Annotated in this window: 21 protein-coding genes; 3 read left to right on the top strand and 18 right to left on the bottom strand. The window is 65.1% G+C overall.

Going from position 1 to position 17,099, the window contains the following annotated elements; genetic code table 11:
* Positions 1-50: 50 nt before the first annotated feature.
* A complete protein-coding gene (locus Q8Q85_04110) occupies positions 51-653 on the top strand; it encodes a hypothetical protein (protein MDP3773429.1) in 603 nt (200 codons plus the stop codon).
* On the opposite strand, the gene Q8Q85_04105 is transcribed toward Q8Q85_04110, so the two are convergent.
* The 11 genes from Q8Q85_04105 to Q8Q85_04055 form a co-directional block, all read right to left on the bottom strand.
* A complete protein-coding gene (locus Q8Q85_04105; GenBank protein ID MDP3773428.1) occupies positions 650-1,183 on the bottom strand; it encodes a thioredoxin family protein in 534 nt (177 codons plus the stop codon). The two genes, Q8Q85_04110 and Q8Q85_04105, sit on opposite strands and share 4 nt — an antisense overlap.
* 362 nt (positions 1,184-1,545) lie before the next feature.
* Positions 1,546-2,079 carry a DinB family protein gene (locus tag Q8Q85_04100; GenBank protein MDP3773427.1) on the bottom strand — a complete coding sequence of 178 codons (534 nt, stop codon included), beginning with the start codon at positions 2,077-2,079 and terminating at the stop codon, positions 1,546-1,548.
* A 66-nt stretch (positions 2,080-2,145) separates the two neighbouring features.
* Positions 2,146-2,382, bottom strand: a complete 237-nt coding sequence (locus Q8Q85_04095) for a hypothetical protein (protein ID MDP3773426.1) — start codon at positions 2,380-2,382, stop codon at positions 2,146-2,148.
* Positions 2,383-2,498: 116 nt separating this feature from the next.
* Positions 2,499-2,672 (bottom strand): hypothetical protein, encoded by a 174-nt coding sequence (locus Q8Q85_04090; protein ID MDP3773425.1) that lies wholly within the window; start codon positions 2,670-2,672, stop codon positions 2,499-2,501.
* A gap of 3 nt (positions 2,673-2,675) precedes the next feature.
* Entirely contained in the window at positions 2,676-2,888 is a 213-nt protein-coding gene (locus Q8Q85_04085) for a hypothetical protein (protein MDP3773424.1), read from the bottom strand.
* A 201-nt stretch (positions 2,889-3,089) separates the two neighbouring features.
* Complete coding sequence (locus Q8Q85_04080) at positions 3,090-3,347, bottom strand: hypothetical protein (protein ID MDP3773423.1); 258 nt, start codon at positions 3,345-3,347, stop codon at positions 3,090-3,092.
* A gap of 223 nt (positions 3,348-3,570) precedes the next feature.
* The gene (locus Q8Q85_04075) at positions 3,571-4,311 is read right to left on the bottom strand and encodes an MOSC domain-containing protein (protein ID MDP3773422.1); all 741 of its coding nucleotides are present in this window, start codon (positions 4,309-4,311) and stop codon (positions 3,571-3,573) included.
* A gap of 152 nt (positions 4,312-4,463) precedes the next feature.
* The gene (locus Q8Q85_04070) at positions 4,464-5,087 is read right to left on the bottom strand and encodes a GNAT family N-acetyltransferase (protein ID MDP3773421.1); all 624 of its coding nucleotides are present in this window, start codon (positions 5,085-5,087) and stop codon (positions 4,464-4,466) included.
* Positions 5,088-5,298: 211 nt separating this feature from the next.
* Entirely contained in the window at positions 5,299-5,826 is a 528-nt protein-coding gene (locus Q8Q85_04065) for a GNAT family N-acetyltransferase (protein MDP3773420.1), read from the bottom strand.
* Positions 5,827-6,737: 911 nt separating this feature from the next.
* Positions 6,738-6,986: a hypothetical protein gene (locus Q8Q85_04060; GenBank protein MDP3773419.1), complete on the bottom strand. Its 249-nt coding sequence runs from the start codon at positions 6,984-6,986 to the stop codon at positions 6,738-6,740.
* A gap of 243 nt (positions 6,987-7,229) precedes the next feature.
* Positions 7,230-7,754 (bottom strand): dihydrofolate reductase, encoded by a 525-nt coding sequence (locus Q8Q85_04055; protein ID MDP3773418.1) that lies wholly within the window; start codon positions 7,752-7,754, stop codon positions 7,230-7,232.
* A 1,542-nt stretch (positions 7,755-9,296) separates the two neighbouring features.
* On the opposite strand from Q8Q85_04055, the gene Q8Q85_04050 reads away from it, so the two are divergent.
* On the top strand, positions 9,297-10,853 hold the full coding sequence (locus Q8Q85_04050; GenBank protein ID MDP3773417.1) for a hypothetical protein: 1,557 nt from the start codon (positions 9,297-9,299) through the stop codon (positions 10,851-10,853).
* Between the two features lie 449 nt (positions 10,854-11,302).
* On the opposite strand, the gene Q8Q85_04045 is transcribed toward Q8Q85_04050, so the two are convergent.
* The 6 genes from Q8Q85_04045 to Q8Q85_04020 form a co-directional block, all read right to left on the bottom strand.
* Positions 11,303-11,632, bottom strand: coding sequence for a HigA family addiction module antitoxin (locus Q8Q85_04045; protein ID MDP3773416.1), 330 nt, complete (start codon positions 11,630-11,632; stop codon positions 11,303-11,305).
* Between the two features lie 8 nt (positions 11,633-11,640).
* A complete protein-coding gene (locus Q8Q85_04040) occupies positions 11,641-11,928 on the bottom strand; it encodes a type II toxin-antitoxin system RelE/ParE family toxin (GenBank protein MDP3773415.1) in 288 nt (95 codons plus the stop codon).
* A 349-nt stretch (positions 11,929-12,277) separates the two neighbouring features.
* Positions 12,278-13,408, bottom strand: coding sequence for a hypothetical protein (locus Q8Q85_04035; GenBank protein MDP3773414.1), 1,131 nt, complete (start codon positions 13,406-13,408; stop codon positions 12,278-12,280).
* 370 nt (positions 13,409-13,778) lie between these two features.
* Positions 13,779-14,192, bottom strand: a complete 414-nt coding sequence (locus Q8Q85_04030) for a putative toxin-antitoxin system toxin component, PIN family (GenBank protein ID MDP3773413.1) — start codon at positions 14,190-14,192, stop codon at positions 13,779-13,781.
* Positions 14,189-14,407: a ribbon-helix-helix protein, CopG family gene (locus tag Q8Q85_04025; protein MDP3773412.1), complete on the bottom strand. Its 219-nt coding sequence runs from the start codon at positions 14,405-14,407 to the stop codon at positions 14,189-14,191. Before Q8Q85_04025 ends, Q8Q85_04030 begins: the two co-directional genes overlap by 4 nt.
* A 224-nt stretch (positions 14,408-14,631) precedes the next feature.
* Positions 14,632-14,814: a hypothetical protein gene (locus Q8Q85_04020; GenBank protein ID MDP3773411.1), complete on the bottom strand. Its 183-nt coding sequence runs from the start codon at positions 14,812-14,814 to the stop codon at positions 14,632-14,634.
* Positions 14,815-14,898: 84 nt separating this feature from the next.
* Here Q8Q85_04020 and Q8Q85_04015 point away from each other — a divergent pair, with 84 nt between their 5' ends.
* Positions 14,899-15,096: a BBE domain-containing protein gene (locus Q8Q85_04015; protein MDP3773410.1), complete on the top strand. Its 198-nt coding sequence runs from the start codon at positions 14,899-14,901 to the stop codon at positions 15,094-15,096.
* Here the strand turns inward: Q8Q85_04015 and Q8Q85_04010 are convergent.
* A partial coding sequence (locus tag Q8Q85_04010) for a S41 family peptidase (GenBank protein MDP3773409.1) occupies positions 15,093-17,099 on the bottom strand: 2,007 nt, incomplete at its 5' end. The genes Q8Q85_04015 and Q8Q85_04010 overlap by 4 nt on opposite strands.

Below are 17,099 nucleotides of genomic sequence, written 5' to 3'. Positions count from 1 at the left end.
TCATACTTGGCGTCCGCCCTTCTTCACGATCGGGCACCTATCGTGCGGCCGTGAACGCTACGCTGACCGTCCTCGGCGTGGGCTTCGTCCTCGGGCTGCGGCATGCGTTCGAGCCGGATCACCTCGCCGCTGTCTCGACACTAGCTATGCGCCAAGGCGCCCTGCGCGATGCCGCCCGTCTGGGCCTCTCCTGGGGCGTCGGCCATACCGCGAGTGTGGGCGTCGTCGTGGCGGCGATCATGCTCGCCGATCTCCGTCTGCCGCCAGCCTTTCAGCCGGCCGTGGACCTGACGGTCGCTTTCCTTCTCATCATCCTGGGCCTGAGCGTGTTGCTGCGGATGAGCGGCGCGGGTCCTCGACCGAGCGCGCGCGACATCGGGGGCTCGTTCGGTTTCGGCGTGGCGCACGGGCTGGCGGGCAGCGGCGCGATCGTGGTGCTGCTGGTGGCGGCAGCGCCGACGCGCGCCGCTCAGGCGACGTACTTCGCGGCGTTCGGGATGGGGACGATGCTTGGAATGCTCGGCGTGTCGGTCGCGGTGGCCGCGCTCGCGCGGGCCGCTGCACGCAACGGCGGGCGGTGGGCGACGTTCCTGCACGTCGGTTCCGCCGGGGCGAGCACGGCGGCGGGGCTGCTGCTCGCCGCGAACCTCTAGACGCGCACGCGCGACATCACTTCGAACAGCTCGCGGAGCGTCGTTTCCCCCTTGTCCTTGGCATACCAGCGCCGGACCTCGGGGTAGAAGTCCAGCTTGGTCCGGCCGGCGCGGCGCTGCTCCTTCACCCACTCCTGCAGCTCCGCGGGCCGGGGACCCCACCAGCCGATCTCATCCATCGCTTCGGTGAGGACGATGGCGACCGGGATCGAGCGCGTGCCGTCGGTGAGGTAGCGTTGCATCACCTCCGGATGCTCGTCACGCCGGAGGATGCGCAACTCCACGTTGGGCGTCAGCTCCGCCCATTTCGCGAGCACGGGCACCGTGTTCGTCGCATCGCCACACCAGTCTTCGGCCAGCACGACGACGCGGAAGCGCTCGCCCAGCTCCGCCACGCGCTCGCTCGCCCAGTCCGGGATGCGCGCGGCGCGGTGAACGCCCGTCCAGAGGGCGCAGTGCTCCTTCGATTCCTTGACGAACTGCTCGTATGTCAGCGCGCGGTCCCAGCGGTCCGCGAATGGCCACGTCATGTGAGGCTCCTTTCCCTGTTGTCCCTTCGTCAGGCAAACTAACTATCGCGTCAACTTCCTGTCTGAGGAACGCGTAACGCTGTCGTGAAGGTTCCTTCACCAGGTCCGAAGCCGAGGCGTAGATGAGTGATGAGGCTACGGAGAGGAGCGCCTGTTGGCCAAGTCTGCATCGCGAACATCGGGCCGCGAGGGACTCGCCGCCGGCGCCGAAACGGCGTTATCTCATTCGTCGTCGCGATCGCGTGCGCGGTGCTGTTCCGGCGCGGACGCTGGAAGCTCCGGATGGTCTAGGCTTCGGTCGGACCAGCTGCAAGAGCATCACGTCACAGGCTAGCGTTCCGTCCGCCGGAGTGTCAGCGACGTCAGCCGCGAAGGCCGTAGCGCGTTCCGAGCACTTCCACGTGATGGCGCTCGTGGCCAGGGATGATGCGACCCAAGGCGCGCACGCTGATCGGCTTGCCGCTCGCGATGCCGCGGCGGCGCCATTCTGCTTCCCCGAAGCTTCGGAACAGGTCCAGGGTCGAGCGGCGCGCGTTCGCCAGCTCGCTGACCAGATCGGCCAGCGTGCGCTCGTCGAACCGTCCGGCCGGGACGTACGCGTTCTCGTCGAAGCCTGGCAGAGGCGTGGCGTCGCCCCGCGCGATTCGAAGCGCCCGATACGAGAAGATCCGCTCCGCGTCCGCCAGGTGGCCGACCACCTCCCTCACGCTCCACTTGCCGGGAGCGTACCGCGCGCCCGCTTCGGCTTCCGCAACGCGCCCGAGCAGCGCCGTCGTCTGTCCGATCTGCGCGGACATGGCCTCGATGGGGTTGGTTTCCGGGACCCGGGAGACGTAATCAGCGTAGAACGGCGCGTACTCGTCCGCCTCCGGCCTTCCCACCACCATAACGGACATCGCGGTATTCCTGGTTGAGGTGTGCGGTCGTCGCGGCGCCTCGATCGCCCCGCGACCTCCGGTCACTCAGTCGAACAGATGCGCCTCCAGCCAGCGGGTCAGCTGCCCGTCCAACTCAACGGGTTCTTGCCCAGCCTGGTGCGGGATGACCGCCCAACGCTTGCCCCCGTTCATGAGGAACCAGGTTGGGAGGATGGCGTCCTGCTTCCGAGCTGCGTTGGCGGGCTGCCCCTCGTAAGACACGAAGTGGAACTCGCGCCCGCGAAGCGTCAGGCGCCGTTGCTCGACCTTGTAACTGCTCATGGAAGACTCGCAGACGTGAGAGTGATGCCGACGCCGGGGAGCCACCAGACCCGGGTGCGCACCTTGAATCTAACCCTTCGTCACGTCGTGGTGCGGGGAGAGCGCTGAGGATAGCCCTAGAACTCGCGCTTCTTCATCTCCGAGAAGAAGGCCCTCAACTCCGGATCGTCGTCCGGTTGTGGCTGCAAGGTGCTATCGTAGTTGCGCTGCACCTTGGCCTTGGCCTGTGCGACCTTGGCGGCATTCTTCCTGATCAAAGCAGCCATTCGCTGTTCGTCGCTCTTCGACATTCCCTAAGCTCCTGAGGTGGGATCCTGGGCGTCCACGCCAGTCAGCGTAACGCCGTCGCCGCTCCCCGGCAAGCCATGAGCGCCTCGCTCGTACGGGATGATGTTCTCCCACTCACTTGGGTCGGACCGCGCGACGACCGCCACAACGGGTTCCGTGAAGCCCACGTGAACGTGGGCATATGCGACGCCGCCGGGCGGGATCGTCGCGACGTTCATCGAGAGCTCTTTGGCTCCGACGTTCTTGCCGGACAACCCGGCCTGGTAGCGAATACCGTTCCTACCGCGGACGCCGCCACCACCACGAACGATGAGGATCCCGTCGTGCCCCTCCGCGGGTCCCTGGGCCGAGTCCTCTTCGTCCGCAAGTGCCTGAGCGCGGGGGACCGCTCACGGTCGCGCGGCCCGCGGGCGTCCCGGTCAGCCGTCAGCGTCCCAATGGAACCGGTGCAGCAGCCGATGGACGACCGGCGCCAAAACGATACCCACCGCAACGAGGAACACGAGACCAGCGTAGAGGGCGTAAAGACCGGCGAAGAGCTTGCCCCCAGCGGTCTGAGGCGATTCAACCGGCTCCATACCGCCAAGCAGCATCGCGGCATTCAGAAAGGCATCCCGCCAAGCCAGGCCTTCGAAGTGGGCGTAGCCTGCCATGCCGATGAGCAGCGAGCCAAGCACCAGCGCGGACGCACCGAGGAAGTGGAGCCTAGGCTGGTCGTAAGACCCCAACAGCGTAGTACGGGCCAGTCCGGCGACACAAATCAGGTCGCAGCGTCGGTTGCTGCCTAACGCCCAGGTTCACCGGCGCGGCGCGGCCGCACTCGATGAACCAATAAGACTCCGCTGCGCCGCGTCCGGTGCAACCGCTAGTTCGGCGGCGCGAAAACGTCAAACGCTCGTCTTAGCGCCGCGCGTCCAATACGAGGCTCACTGGGTCGCCAACGCGGATTGTACCGGTTTGCACCACCGTTCCATAGACGCCCGCGTTGTTCTTGTTCAGCCGGACGACTGTCTTCAGCACCCGCGCGTCTTGTGTGCCCGTGTCCGGATCGAGGTTGATCATCATACATCGCACGTCGCGCACCGTCACGCTCACGGCTGGCCTTGGCTCGCTGTTGCCGAACACCAGTGTCCCGCCAACCCACCCATCCTCGAGAAACGGCTCGCGGCCGCGAGTCTCAAGCACAATGTTGGCTCGGAAGCGCCTGCGATCGAGGTCCACTCCCGCCTCGCCACCGATGCCAGCAATGGTCGCCAGGCTAATCACCGATACCGAGGCTTCATCGAAGATCCCGTGCTTGAGCCTCATCAATTCCACGCTGCTCCCAAAACGCTCGCCGACCTCGCTCTGGAGCTCTACGCTGCGAAGCTCCACGTGCGTTCCGACCGGTGTGCGTACGTGAGTTGGCAGGGGCTCGCCGGTACTCTCGTCGAGACCGAACGGGTGGTACAGAAGGAGTTCAGCGACGCGGCTCGCGGTAAGCCACGGGAAACCGCTGTCATCTCCCAAGCGCCGGAAGGCGAAGCGCCGATCACCATCGAGACCGTGCCACCCGAGAAATGCCGACTCCGTCACGGTACCAGCCATCGACTTGACGGGATACCGCACAAGTTCGCAAACATGCCCGAGTTCATTCACCATACAGTCACGCCGCGGCAAGCCGCCGAACGACCAAGTTCACCGGGCCGGCGCAACGATACCGGACGAAGGATGAGGCCTCGGCTGCGCCGGCCTCCGGTGCAAGCGCTGGTTCGGCGGCCGTTGCTGTACGTTTTGCTTCGACCCGTAGGCAGTCAGTCGGGTAGAAACCGCTCGATGAGCACCTCGTCAATATATTGTCCATCGATCTTCGCATGTCGTTCAGCCGTCCCGATGACCCGAAATCCCTGCCCAAGGTACGCCGCCATCCCTGCCGTGTTGTCCGCACGCACATACGTGAAGATCTTCTCGTAGCCCTTGCGCCGCGCCTGCTCGAACATCGCCTCGAACAATCGCCGCCCAATCCCCCGCCGTTGGTGCCCCACGGCCACGTAGGTCCCCATCACCCCAACGTGATCGAAGGCGTGCGTCCCCCCAGTCGTGAACGGTTCCACGCTTTGGCACCCGACGAGCGTTCCGTCGAGCGCCCGTGCCGCGACGAGAAAGATCGCTCGCTCTGGCAAGCTCGCAATGTAGTCGCGCTCGTCAGCAACCGTCAGCATCGTATCGAGTGCCGTGGTTCCCGCTTCGATGATTGGGTTGAGAACGCTGACGAGCGCTTCGGCGTCATCAAGCACCGCGCCACGGATTTGAATCTCCTGCTGAGTGTCGGTCATTCTCACCGTTCCTAGGCCGCCGAACGACATGGGCTTAAGTTGCGGCGCGGTGGCGCCCAGAACGAAACCAGCGTCTGGGAAGATCGCGCCGCTCTCAACCATGTGCCGATCGCCACCATGGTGGGGCGCCGCCGCGTGCATCCAAAGCTGCGGCTGCCCTGGCGCAGCGGACCGATGGCCGAATGATTGAGACGATGCCGCTCTTCCCGAAACCAACTTTGTTCTTTGCTGCACGCTAACGTGTTGAGCTTAACCTGCGCGCCGCGCGCTTTCAGAGTATGACCACCTTCGGCGCGTCAGGTTCAAGCTCTTGTTATACGCGACTTACGCACAGTTCGTATTCAAGTTCGTCCTCGATCGCCACACCGTTTGCGCCAAACTCAGGAATCTCCGGCTTGAGGACGCGCGAGCGCGTCACGGCCCCTTTGTGGACCGTCACGAGCCGCCAGCCGAGAGCCCGATAGAACGACTGCGCCACCGTGTTGTCGTTGGTCGTGACGAGCCACAGACGAGAGCAACCGGCGGAGCGAGCCGCCTCCCGCATCGAGTCCAGCAAGGCAGTGCCGACACCCTCGCGGGGCCGTTCGACCACCAGGACCACGACCTCGCAGGTGCTCCCGGCGATCCGGAACTGGAGCAGGCCCGCAGGGACACCGTCATGCATCGCGATGAACCCGGGAAGGGCAGTCGCGTCGTACAGCCGACCGCGTGAGACGACGCGTGACGAGCCGAAATGGGCGCCGACCAGCGCGTTCGACCACTCGCGGTCTGAGGGTTCTAGCCGCCGAATCTGCATCACACCACCAACCGAATCGGCTAATGCGTATAACGCATAGTGCATAAGCTGCAAGCCGGCGCCTTGGCCGCGCTGGCCCTACGTAGCCTACGATAACGCTTGGCGAGTGCACCCGCCAGCGCGGCCAGCCGGCCCTCGACAGGTTCAATTCCTAGTTAGGTGGCACACCTCGGGCTCTAACCGCCTCGCTCCCTGCTACTAGCCTTGGACGCAGAGCAGACGGTGGGTCACATCATGGTGCTCTCCGGTGAGCCCAGAGGGGTTCGCCGTGCGAAAGATCACGTACCCCGGTCCCATTACCGCATAGCGCGCAGTACCCCGGCCGATGGTACCGAGCCAGGTCGGGCCTACCTCAACAGAGACGGTGCTAGAATCGCCTGCGGGAATCCAGCCAACCTGTACTGGTTCCACTAAACGATTGGTGAATTCCAGGACTAGACGACCGGCGCAAGTTCTGGTAGGCGATGTCTCGCTGTAAGTGCTCGCTGCGCGATGACAGCCAGCAAGGGCGAGGACGAACAGCCCGGTCGCGACTCGCACATTGGTTCTCAGCGTGTGCCACCTAACGAGTACAGTTTAGCTGCGAAGTGCCGCCGGGCACGGTGCCGCGTGCGCACCGAACGGCCACCGGCGGGAAGCTGCCTTGAGCATACGATAGGCAGCCCACAAACGCCACGGCGCACGGCGCGGACGCGGCGCTTCGTCAGCTACAACTGTTAGTTAGACGGCGGCGAAAGCGGCGCGGCGAACAGCTTGCGGTAGCTTGATGGGAGCAAAGAGCGACTTAGGATAGAGATAGTCTTCGCCCGACTCGTCGACAACGCGCAGCTGTCCGTGTGCCGCGGCGTGGCGGTCGGGTATGGCCTGATAGAGTTTCCGGGGCTCGAGGGACACCTCGTAGCCACCATTGCGAAGGCACAGAACGAAATTGCGAGCAGCGGCCATTGCGGTTAGACCTAGTCGAGGTAGTGTTTGATCTTGAACTCCTTGCGACCCACTCCTGACGCCTCGTACCAATGTAACTCGGCGAGCCGAACCGCGCCGTCCTGGAGCTCGACCGTGGCAACGCCCCTCCGCTTGCGCCACCGAGCCCTCCCGTACACCCGCAGAAGGCGCTTGAGTTCACGGATGCCGCGACCGGATGCGATGGTCTCGACGTTGGTTATCCGGCTGAGTATCCGAAAGTCCACCGCCGAAGCTTGCACCACTCGCTCGTGATGGTCAATCGCCGCCGTCTAACGAAGTGCGCTTAACCTGCGAGCCGGCGTCATGGCCGCGCCGCTGCGCTGTTCCTGAACAACTTACCGCAAGAGCGTCGGCGCGGCCAGCCGGCTCGACAGGTTCAAGCGGAGCCCGTGTGAAAACGCCACTTTGGCAGCAGTGGCAGCGTTGTAAATCAACAACTTAGGGGTGCTTAGAACGGTGTTTTCGCACAGGCTCAGCGCTAGTTAGGCAGCCAGTTTTGTCACGGCGTACTCCAGGGAGACAATGCCCGTCTTGTACACTCGGTGGCCGGTCAGCGCGAGCTTCGCCTGATGGGCTGGGTGTGGAAGAAGCGGGAGCCCGCCGCCGAGGAGCACTGGGATGACCGCGACCTCCACCGTATCCACGAGCCCCGCGTCCAGAAAACTCCGAAACAGGAGTCCTCCACCGAACAGCCAAATGTCCTTCGTTGCTTGCGCCCGAATGGGGGCGACCGTCGCTGGTGACACGTCAGCGATGATCGTCACGTCCGGATGGTCCAGCGGCCGCAGACTGCGAGAGAAGACGAAGGTCTTCCCGCCCGCTGCCCCGGGGCCACCTGCGCCCGCCATTCCCTCGAAGGTGCGGCGCCCCATGAGAAATGTGTCGAATTGCGCGAATAAGGCGCGAAAATCGATGTCAGGATCCATGAGGATCCAGTCGGCTTCGCCCTTGGGCCCTGCGATATAGCCATCCAAACTGATCGCCACCGCGTACCGAATCCGAGGCACGGACACCTCCCGCTGTTGGTGATCGCTGGCTGCATAACAGATAGCGCTTCAGTTGCGGGCCGCCCACTCCGTGCGCAGCGGCTGCACCAACCTCGGCGGGCGGCCCGTCAACTGCAAGCGGAGCCCGTGTGAAAACGCCACTTTGGCAGCAGTGGCAGCGTTGTAAATCAACAACTTAGGGGTGCTCAGAACGGTGTTTTCGCACAGGCTCAGCGCAAGTTAGACGGCGCCGAATTGCCTGGCAAATGCGGTCTCGCAAGCTTTCCGGCCCTCGGCCGTAAGGAGCACCGATCTCGCCTTGCCACGAGGGCTCGCTATCATCCCGCGCTGGTGGAGGCGCCCAAGCGCGTCCCAGTCGAAACCCTTCCACGCGCGCGTACCTCCTGAGCCCTCGTGCAGGTTGAGGTACATGAGGGCGAGCACCGCCTCGTCGACCTTATCTGTGTCATAGTTCACGGCTCGCTCGCCTCCGGTTCTCTCTCGTCGCGATGACTCGTCGGCGCCGTATAACGCGATGGGTTTAAGCTGCGGGCCGGCGTCTTGGACGCGCTGGCAAGCCCGCGCCTCTGAATACTGTCTCTAGCATAGAAGCTCGGCGCGGGCGCCGCCAGCGCGTCCAGCCGGCCCGGGAACCTCCCTCACTTTCGTAGACACTTCCATCTAACAAGGGGGTGTCTGTGGCACGGCCGGGGCCGAGGAAGGTGCGAGAGTACAGCCTCGAGTTTAAGGTGACCGCGGTGCGGTTGAGCCAGCAGCCGGCATTCCGTGGCGACGGCGCCCGACCAGTGCCAGCCCCAGGTTGAGGCCGCAAGTTGGGCTGAGTCGCTTCAGCCCGTCAGCGGAAAACATCTCGAAAACACAAACTTCAGCGAGAGGCTGAACCAAGTTCTCTCGGCTCCTCTGGTTCCTGAAGGAGGACGAGGCGGAGGACGAGCAACGGGCTGCGCAGGGGAGCCCGCAGACTGGTGCGGATAGTGGGGCGGGACAGGATCAGCCTTACCGGGACAGGCGGGGACGGCCCAGAATCTTGTCTGCTACTGTCGGATAGGCTTGGTGACTGCGGGAGACCTCAAGGGGTTCACGAGGAAAGCCCTGTCGGCGACTGAAAATCCGCGTGTCGGCGGTTCGATTCCGTCCCTGGCCACTCCTAACATCAAGCCCAGCAATCTGTTAGCCCCAGCGCTCCATCGGCCGGCGGCTTCGCATTGTGCCGAAGTTGTGCTGTGGAGCGGCCAAGAGGGTGACCGCTCCGCGGTCTCAGACCTTAGTCGGCGGCTCTGAGACCGGTTGCGCCCTCGGCCCTGCAACGCTGCCCGTCGCTCCGGCATCCAGTCCTCTGAGACGCTGCGCCCACCGGATGATCTCGGGAGGCGGCGGTCGCGTAACCCCGTACCACTCGGCCGTGAACCGCTGCATGTGAGGTGTGTCATGACGCGACGGGTACTGCCATTCACGACGGCCTTCCTCCTGCTGGCTCCTGGAGTCACGATTGCCCAAGGTGTGGCTGCAAGCGCGAGCCAGTTGCCCGGAGCGCCGGGAGCTGTGCTTCGGGTAGACCCACGGCTGATCGTCGAAGCAGCGGAGGTGTGGCGTCTAATCGCCGGGCGGGAGAACCCCATCTGGCGCGGCTGGGATGCCTCGGACACCCCGATCCTCCTCTACCTTCCCGGCGAGCAGGATGTGCTCATCAATCACCCCCGACCACCTGCGGGCTTCGTCGTCTATGATGGGCCGGTGCGGTTTCCGGGAGGACGCATCCTGGTGCGGGACGGTCCCGGGTTCCTCCAGTACGACGGCCAGAACACGTCGCGCGACGTCGAGGGAGTCCGGACGCTGGTGGTTGCCGATGCCCTGTCCAACCTGAGGCAGCAGCTCCGCGGTGTGATGGAGGCCCCGCGACCTCCAGCCGAGAGACCGCCGGACCTCAGCTTCTCGCAGTTGGCGATCGATCCATACGACCAGCTCACACTCATCGTTCACGAGGCTTTCCACGTCTTCCAGGGGCGTGTGGCCCCGTCGAAGGGTGCCAACGAGATGCTCCTGCTGCACTACCCCGTGCTCTCGGTGGCGAACAATGTGGGGTTTGCGCAGGAGGGCGCGGCGCTGGCGGCAGCCCTGCGAGCCGCATCCGACACGGCATTCAGGTCCGCCGTCGTGCGATGGTTGGCGCTGCGACGGCAGCGCAGATCCGTGCTCCCGCCGGAAGCCATCGAGTACGAGAACGGAGTGGAGTTCAGCGAAGGTCTCGCCAAGTACGCGGAGTACCGGCTGCTCGAATTGCTCGAAGGTCGAACCCCTGGCCCGGAGATGTGGTGGGTTCAGGGATTCGGCGGGTACGGCAATTTGGCATCCCGACGCTCCCAACTCGTCGACAGAATGCTCCAGCACATGCGGGGCGAGGTCTTGGTCAACAACGACCCGTATGGCACCGCCCCCCTGCGCATGAGACTGTACTACTCGGGCATGGCGATCGGCGCCCTGCTCGACCGGCTCTCCACGAACTGGAAGGACAGAATCGTCGAACCCGAGGTGTCCCTCACGGATCTCGCAGTGGGCGCGATTGGTGCCGCTGCCGGCGAGCTGGGCAGAGCGCTGGAGGAAACGCGACGGGACAGAGACTTCGATTCACTGGTTGCCGCGAAGAGCCGTCTCGCGGACGAAGGTCGAGCCCGGATCGACACGGTGCTGGCGCGCATCGAGCATGGCGTCGGAACCGGCATCATCGTGGACTACGGAGCCCTTGAGACTCCACGAGTGGCGCTGGCCTTCACCCCCTTCGGCATCACAGTCGTAGATTCGGATCGAACCATCTACGCGCAGATCCCCATCCGCGCCCACTTCCCGGACGGCTCCGAGGTCGCGCAGACGGAGCCGACGCCCCTCCTCCACGACAAGAAGGGCAAGCTGATCCGGTTCCGGTTACCGAGGGCCATCTCTCCCCAGGAAGCAGTGAGGGCGACCGGTGGCGTGGCGCTGACCGGTCAGGAGGTCCGTGAGTTGAGATTTGAGTTGCCGGGGGTTGTGGTGCATGCCGCCAGTGCGACCATCCAATGGGAAGGAGGGAATCTGCGAATCGTTCTCAGGTCACCACAGAGGTAGCCGAGCTCGTCACGACGTCGGGGTTCACCGGGGGCGCCAACAGCTTTGCGAACGACCTACGCCACAGGCTGTCTCTCAGTGACTACGGAGGCCTTGTTCGTTGGCTCACGGAAGGCTCCAAGGGAACGACCACGTGGTACAGTTAGTGGGACGAGCCTTCGGTGCCGTGGCTGTGGTGATGCTGACCGTGACCGCCGACATCGAACCACAACGAGTTCTGCGGTCCGGCCGAGCGGTGTGCGCTGCGGACACGACTTGCGAGCACGACCAGAAGGACGGCTACGACCACGAGCCCGATTACTTGCCAAAGCTGGAGCATGCGGTATCGCCCCCCGATCAGCGTTGCCGCCTAACGACCGCACGTAAGTTGCGAGGCGCGGCGCCCAAGAGCGCCACAACCGCACCTTGGTATGCGCGCCGCGCCGCGGCTCGTCAACTTCACGCGATTGTTAGGCAGCAACCCGGGACCGCGGCGAGCGCCGGAGCCGCTTGATGCGACGAATGGTCCGGGCGGCCGGCGAGCGCGCCGCGTGGTAGAGATCCCACGCAAGCTGAAGATTCAGCCAGAACTGAGCCTCCATACCAAACAACTGCTCTAGCCGCAAGGCGGTATCCGGCGTGACGCCACGCTTGCCGTGAATGAGCTCGTTGATCCGTGGGTACGACACGCCAAGCCGGGCGGCCAGCTCACGCTGCGTCATTCCCAACGGCTTGAGGAGCTCCTCCAGCAGCATCTCGCCAGGGTGCGTGGGCGCTCCATGCGAAGGAATTCGAACCATACCTGCTCCTAGTGATAGTCGACGACCGCTACACGCTCAGGGCCGGCCTCGGTCCACGTAAAGCAGACCCGATACTGCTGGTTCACGCGAATGCTGTGCTCCCCCGCCCGGTCGCCGCGCAAGGCCTCCAAGCGGTTACCGGGAGGGACACGCAGCGACCCGAGGCTGACCGCAGCGTTCAGCTGATCCAGCTTGCGGCCCGCCACAGGCCACAACGAGGCCGGGCAGGTGCGTCTCGCAATCTTGGTATCCCGGCGATTGAAGATGTCCTCGCTGCCGGCATCGGCGAAGGACACAATCACAGGCGCCGCCGGAGGGAGGTCACCCTGCTAATATAACGGTATCCGTGATACAGGCAAGGGGTGGCTCCGGACCGTTGCTGCCTAACGAATGGCGCTTAACCTGCGAGCCGGCGTCCTGGCCGCGCTGGTGCGCTGTTCCCTGAATAACTTACCGCAAGGGCGCCAGCGCGGCCAGCCGGCTCGACAGGTTCAAGCGGAGCCCGTGTGAAAACGCCACTTTGGCAGCAGTGGCAGCGTTGTAAATCAACAACTTAGGGGTGCTCAGAACGGTGTTTTCGCACAGGCTCAGCGCTAGTTAGGTGGCAGCCAATTCGCGGATGTCACGTGGAATGCCTACGATCGGTCAGGCGCGGGCGTTACCGCCGGCATCACGGGAAACCGAGGTCAGGACATGAACGAGGACATCGCTTAGCCACTTGACCTCCTCCGGATTCGAGAGCGCTGCACCCAGCTCGATTGAGCCGTGATCGCTACGGATGGCGACGCGGCCCTTGCCGCCGCCGATGACCGCGAAGCCGCCGGACATTCCGTACTTAGCCTGGATTACTTCCACTTCCTCGATCTCGCCGGAAGTCAGCCGAGTCGTCTTCGTGCCGAAGATATCGCGCTGGGTAACGACGAGGTCGTCCGGCGAGACGATCAGGCGCTCTCGGACGATGGCGCTGCGAATTAAGAGCGGCAGGAAAATAACCAGAACGAACAAGAAACCGAACAGCCCCATTACGCCGATTTCCATGCCCCACTCGTTGTAGTTAACCAGTTCACCAAAGAGGGCGCCAAAGCACGCTAAAAAGATCATCAGCCGAAACTCCCGCGCGCTGTGGCCGACAGGCGGGATCTCGATCGTGGTGGGCGCCCGGGTTCCGCCGTATTCGAAAATTGCCCTTGCTTGCGGCGGCTGCGCGGGAAGCGGCAGGGACCGGCGCGAACGCTTCACGCGCTGCCGCAAAGACTGGTCGAGCGCGCCGGCCTCGCGCGCGACTTCCTCTCCCGAGGACCGGTCCCGGATCCCGAGGTGGACGAACTTGGCGATCTCCTCGGCGAGGTGGCGCGCCTTGTCGTGATCGCGAGGCTCGTGAAGCGTAATCGCATCGGTGCCGGGGCCTTCCAGCCTCACCGGAAAGACTTCATAGGTTCGTTTGCCGGCTTGCCGCTCCTCGCGCGACAGGGTCACATGATGGCTTTGCGAGAAGCGATGCTCGGTCTTGTGAAACGGAACGAGGAGCCCCCACCAGGTCGTAACAGTGAGTCGCTGCCGGTCGACAATGACGCCGCAGCGCACGCACATGAACAAGGCTCCGAGGAGCGCGAGCACGCCGCCGAAGGTAGCGACGTTACCGGTCGTGCACCCGGGGGGCGGCAATGGCGATGCCAGACACACATACAAAATTAACAGCCCCACCGCAAGGAACCCGAGGCCGAAGAGCATCCAGTAGCCGCCGACCCGGGCAATCCCCTTTACGTTCGGAACCACTCTAATGCCCCCTCCGCCTCCCTCCCGAGGAGCCTACGGAAAGTCCACGCTTCAATGCCCGCTCTGGGTCGAAAGCAGTCATCGACTATAAGCGATCTCACGCATTCCCCAGCGATAACGCGGTCATATGCCACCTTCTGCTTATCCGGTTAGCTCCACAAGCCCCAAGCAGTAGCGGTCCCTGTCGGCCGGTGCCCCTCCAAGTTCCGCTGGCCCGGGCTCCGTGGAGGCAAGCGGATAAGCAGTTGCCACCTAACGAAGTGCGCTTAACCTGCGAGCCGGCGTTCTGGCCGCGCTGGTGCGCTGTTGCTGAATAACCTACAGCAAATGCGCCAGCGCGGCCAGCCGGCTCGACAAGTTCAAGCGCTAGTTAGGTGCCACCCGATTGCCCCCGGAGTCGCTCCCAGAACTGGCGCGGCGACTCGATTGGTAGCGGCGCCTTCGACGCGACAACCAGCAGGTCCTTGTCGCCGGTAACGAGGACATCGGCCGCCCCCGCGATGCCAGATGCCAGGACCCAAGCATCGTCCGGGTCACGAACCGGGACGGTTGATGGCTTGCGCGGCCTCGGAATGACGGTTTGATCGCGCAGCAGTTGCTCGATGCCGGTTACGACCTGCGCGGGGAGACGGAACTTCTGTTCAAGCGCCTTTCGGACTTCCGCCAACACCACCTCAGGTACCAGCAACTCATGCTCGGCGAGCACAATCCGCAACACATCGGCCGAGAGGCCCCGGGTTGCAAAAGCACTGACGAGGACGTTCGAGTCGAGGCAGACCTTCACGAGATGTCGCGGAAGACGTCCTCGTCGGTGAGGTAGCCGCGCGCCTCAGCGAACGGCGCGACCTGGCGGCGTAGCTGATCGAACTGGAGCAGGGCAAGCTGCCGCCGGAGGGCGTCGCGTACGATCTCGCTGCGAGTCCGCCCGGATTGCTTCGACAGTCGATCGAGGCGCCGTTGCAGCTCTCGGTCGAGGCGGATAGTGAGCGCGCTCTTCATGTCCTACAATGTATGACAACCCACGCCCGCGGTCAAGGCCGACCGCAGCGGACCGTCAAGATAGTGGGTCTTGGGTGGCATCTAACGAGTTGCGCTTTAGCTGCGGCCCGGCGCTTCGGCCGCGCCAACACTTCATCCGAGCCGCAACAGACACCTGCCGGCGCGGCCGGCCGGGCCGACTGCTACAAGCGGTTGATGTTAGGTGGCACAGCGCCGTGCGCCTGCTAGAGCGGCGTGCGTCGGCTCATGGCAGCGATGAGAGCGAGCACCTCGTGGTCGACCTTCCTGGCGACCCTCACCGACGAGGCGATCGACACGATGGTGGCCGCCTTCCGTGGGTGCCCCGCGCCGCTCGGCGCGGTGCGCCTCGAGCACCTCCACGGCGCCGTGACGCGGGCCGGCGTCACCGACACCGCGTTCCCCCAGCGGCACTCCGGTACACCCTGCTGCTTGTCGCGCAGTGGCTCGACCCGAAGCAGAACGAGGAATGAGTGGCCTGGGCGCGGAAGATCTTCGACGCGATGAGGCCCTTCATGGCCGAACGGCGCTACGTCAACTACCGGGGCGACGACGAGGCTGGCGACCCCGTGGCCGCCGCCTACGGGCCGCGCTACGCGCGGCGCGAGGTCAAGCAGAAATACGATCCGGCCAACGTCTTCCGCCTGAACCGGAACATCCGGCCTGACTAACGGTTCGGCGACGCGCCGGTCACCAGCCGCACGCCCGCTTCGAGCACCTCGTCCCGTCCCTCGCGGACGCCTCGCAAGCTACGCTGCACCCGCGCGGTGGGCAGAATGCCCACGCCGTGGTGCGTCGTGCCGTCGTGCTTCAGGACCCGCATCCCGGTCCAGGAGATCGCGTACCCGCCGGGCAGGGTGAAAGGGTTGACGTTGCCGTTCGTTCCTGCGGTGGCGTCGCCGACGATGTCCCCCAGGTGGTACGCTTCGACGATGCCCATGGTGGTCTCGGCATAGCTGATGGCGCGACCATCCGTCAGGAAGGCAACCCTGGCGTGGAAGCGAGGCTGGGCCGGCGGCACGGGCCAGCCGCCTTCGAGGTAACGAACGCCCTCCCGGTCGGGCCGGGTCACGATCGGCACTTCGAACTTCGCTGAGTGCATCGTCGAGTCGCTGAGATGCGCCAGGACGCGCGGCGTGTTGAGCCGGCTCGGATAGCCGCGCATGTCGAATACGATGCCGTGCGCTGCCTCCAGTCTCGGCACGGCCGCCTCGAACGTGCTGTCCGCGATGCGCGTGAGGTCCACGTACATGACGCCGGGCCGAAGCTCGGCTACCGGTGCCGGCCGTGGCTCCGGATCCAGCCGCGGTCGACTGATCACTCGCGCCAGCGCGACCAACGTCTCTTGGCCGTCGGCGTGCCGCAGTCCGACGTGCCAGGCGGAGTCCGGGGACCCCAAACTCAAGTCCTGTAGGGCCCGGAATCGCGCCCAGCGGGGCGTGGCACTCGGTATCCCGGCCATGCGCTCGGCGACGACCTGCGCCGCCGGTCGTCCCTCGACGGTGACTACCACGTCTCCGCGACGCACCGTGTCCTGCGTGGAATCTGCGACTGCGCTGACCACCAGCTGATCTTCGACCCAATCGAGCGCCACGGGTGCCGCGCCGAGAGGCGAGCGCGCCGCCGGCCGGACGCCGCCGTGGCCGTCGTGCAGTGCGACGAGCATCAGTCGGAGCGTGCGCTCGAAGGCGGCGGCCGTCGGATCCGCGGCCGCTGCGAGAAGACTGGGTTCGAGGGTGGCGGTCCAGTCCGTGCGCACCACGTCGAAGTACGGATAGAAATGTTGCATGACAGCCCAGAGGAGCACGACGTCGGCCAGCCGCGCGGCGCGATCCTCTGCCCAGTAGCGCGCGCTGGCCGGATCCGGGCCGGGGCTCCGCTCCCTGTCGTCCGCGCCGCCCGATGGCACCGCGACACGCAGCGCCAGGGGGATACGCGCGCTCACGCCGCCGCCGAGCGTCGCCTCGATGGCGGCGTCGGGGCTGGGAGCCAGTGAATCGGGTGCGCCGGCGGGGACGATGCGGAGGCGACTCCGGTAAGGCCCGGGGGCATTCGGGCCGAGCTGGATGCCGTAGTGCAGCCAGTACGCGACCCCGGCATCCGAAGCATCGGCGGGCTTGGCGAGCGGCGCGGTTCGGCGTGCCGCGGCGATCCGGTTGCTTGGCGCCACGACCACGGTAGCAGCTACGTCGTGAAAGACGGCGCGCAGCGCGACGGCGAGGCTGTCCGGCGTCGGTGAGCCTTCTACCGCGGAGATCCCTCGTACCGCGAATTGATCCCAGTTCGTCACGCGGCCGGCTTCCGAAGGGTGGAAGAACCGGACGTAGCCGAGGAGGCGGGCGAAAGCCGTGAGGTTGGCGAGGCCGCGAGTTGTCAGCTGCCGCGATTCCCACATGCGGGGTGGGGCAGCCGGGGGGATCGGAACGCCGGCGCTCTCGAAGTCGAGATTGTGAGGCTCGGCAGGAAGGTCGGCACCCGAAGCGGTCTCCGGGCGGGCACCCAGTACCTGGCCGGTCGGCGTCGCGGCGGAGTCTGCCGCCGTGAGCGCCAGGTCATCCATCCACAACGAACCCGATCCGGCCAGAATGGCCCCGAAGACGATCCGTGTCGCGGTCGGTGGCACGTCCAGGATGATCTCGCACCGCTGCCAATCCGTGGTGCTCTGGAGAGGTCG

This window comes from Gemmatimonadales bacterium, assembly GCA_030697825.1.
Lineage (GTDB): Bacteria > Gemmatimonadota > Gemmatimonadetes > Gemmatimonadales > JACORV01 > JACORV01.
The sequence above is the reverse complement of the archived record's forward strand: the minus strand, read 5'-3'. Positions and strand labels throughout refer to the sequence as shown.

Excerpts from the sequence above, each read along its gene's own strand:
- Q8Q85_04085 (MDP3773424.1), bottom strand. The coding sequence starts at position 2,888 with ATGAACGTCGCGACGATCCCGCCCGGCGGCGTCGCATATGCCCACGTT.
- Q8Q85_04065 (MDP3773420.1), bottom strand. The coding sequence starts at position 5,826 with ATGCACTATGCGTTATACGCATTAGCCGATTCGGTTGGTGGTGTGATG.
- Q8Q85_04100 (MDP3773427.1), bottom strand. The coding sequence starts at position 2,079 with ATGTCCGTTATGGTGGTGGGAAGGCCGGAGGCGGACGAGTACGCGCCG.
- Q8Q85_04075 (MDP3773422.1), bottom strand. The coding sequence starts at position 4,311 with ATGGTGAATGAACTCGGGCATGTTTGCGAACTTGTGCGGTATCCCGTC.
- Q8Q85_04095 (MDP3773426.1), bottom strand. The coding sequence starts at position 2,382 with ATGAGCAGTTACAAGGTCGAGCAACGGCGCCTGACGCTTCGCGGGCGC.
- Q8Q85_04105 (MDP3773428.1), bottom strand. The coding sequence starts at position 1,183 with ATGACGTGGCCATTCGCGGACCGCTGGGACCGCGCGCTGACATACGAG.
- Q8Q85_04045 (MDP3773416.1), bottom strand. The coding sequence starts at position 11,632 with ATGGTTCGAATTCCTTCGCATGGAGCGCCCACGCACCCTGGCGAGATG.
- Q8Q85_04025 (MDP3773412.1), bottom strand. The coding sequence starts at position 14,407 with ATGAAGAGCGCGCTCACTATCCGCCTCGACCGAGAGCTGCAACGGCGC.
- Q8Q85_04070 (MDP3773421.1), bottom strand. The coding sequence starts at position 5,087 with ATGGTTGAGAGCGGCGCGATCTTCCCAGACGCTGGTTTCGTTCTGGGC.
- Q8Q85_04090 (MDP3773425.1), bottom strand. The coding sequence starts at position 2,672 with ATGTCGAAGAGCGACGAACAGCGAATGGCTGCTTTGATCAGGAAGAAT.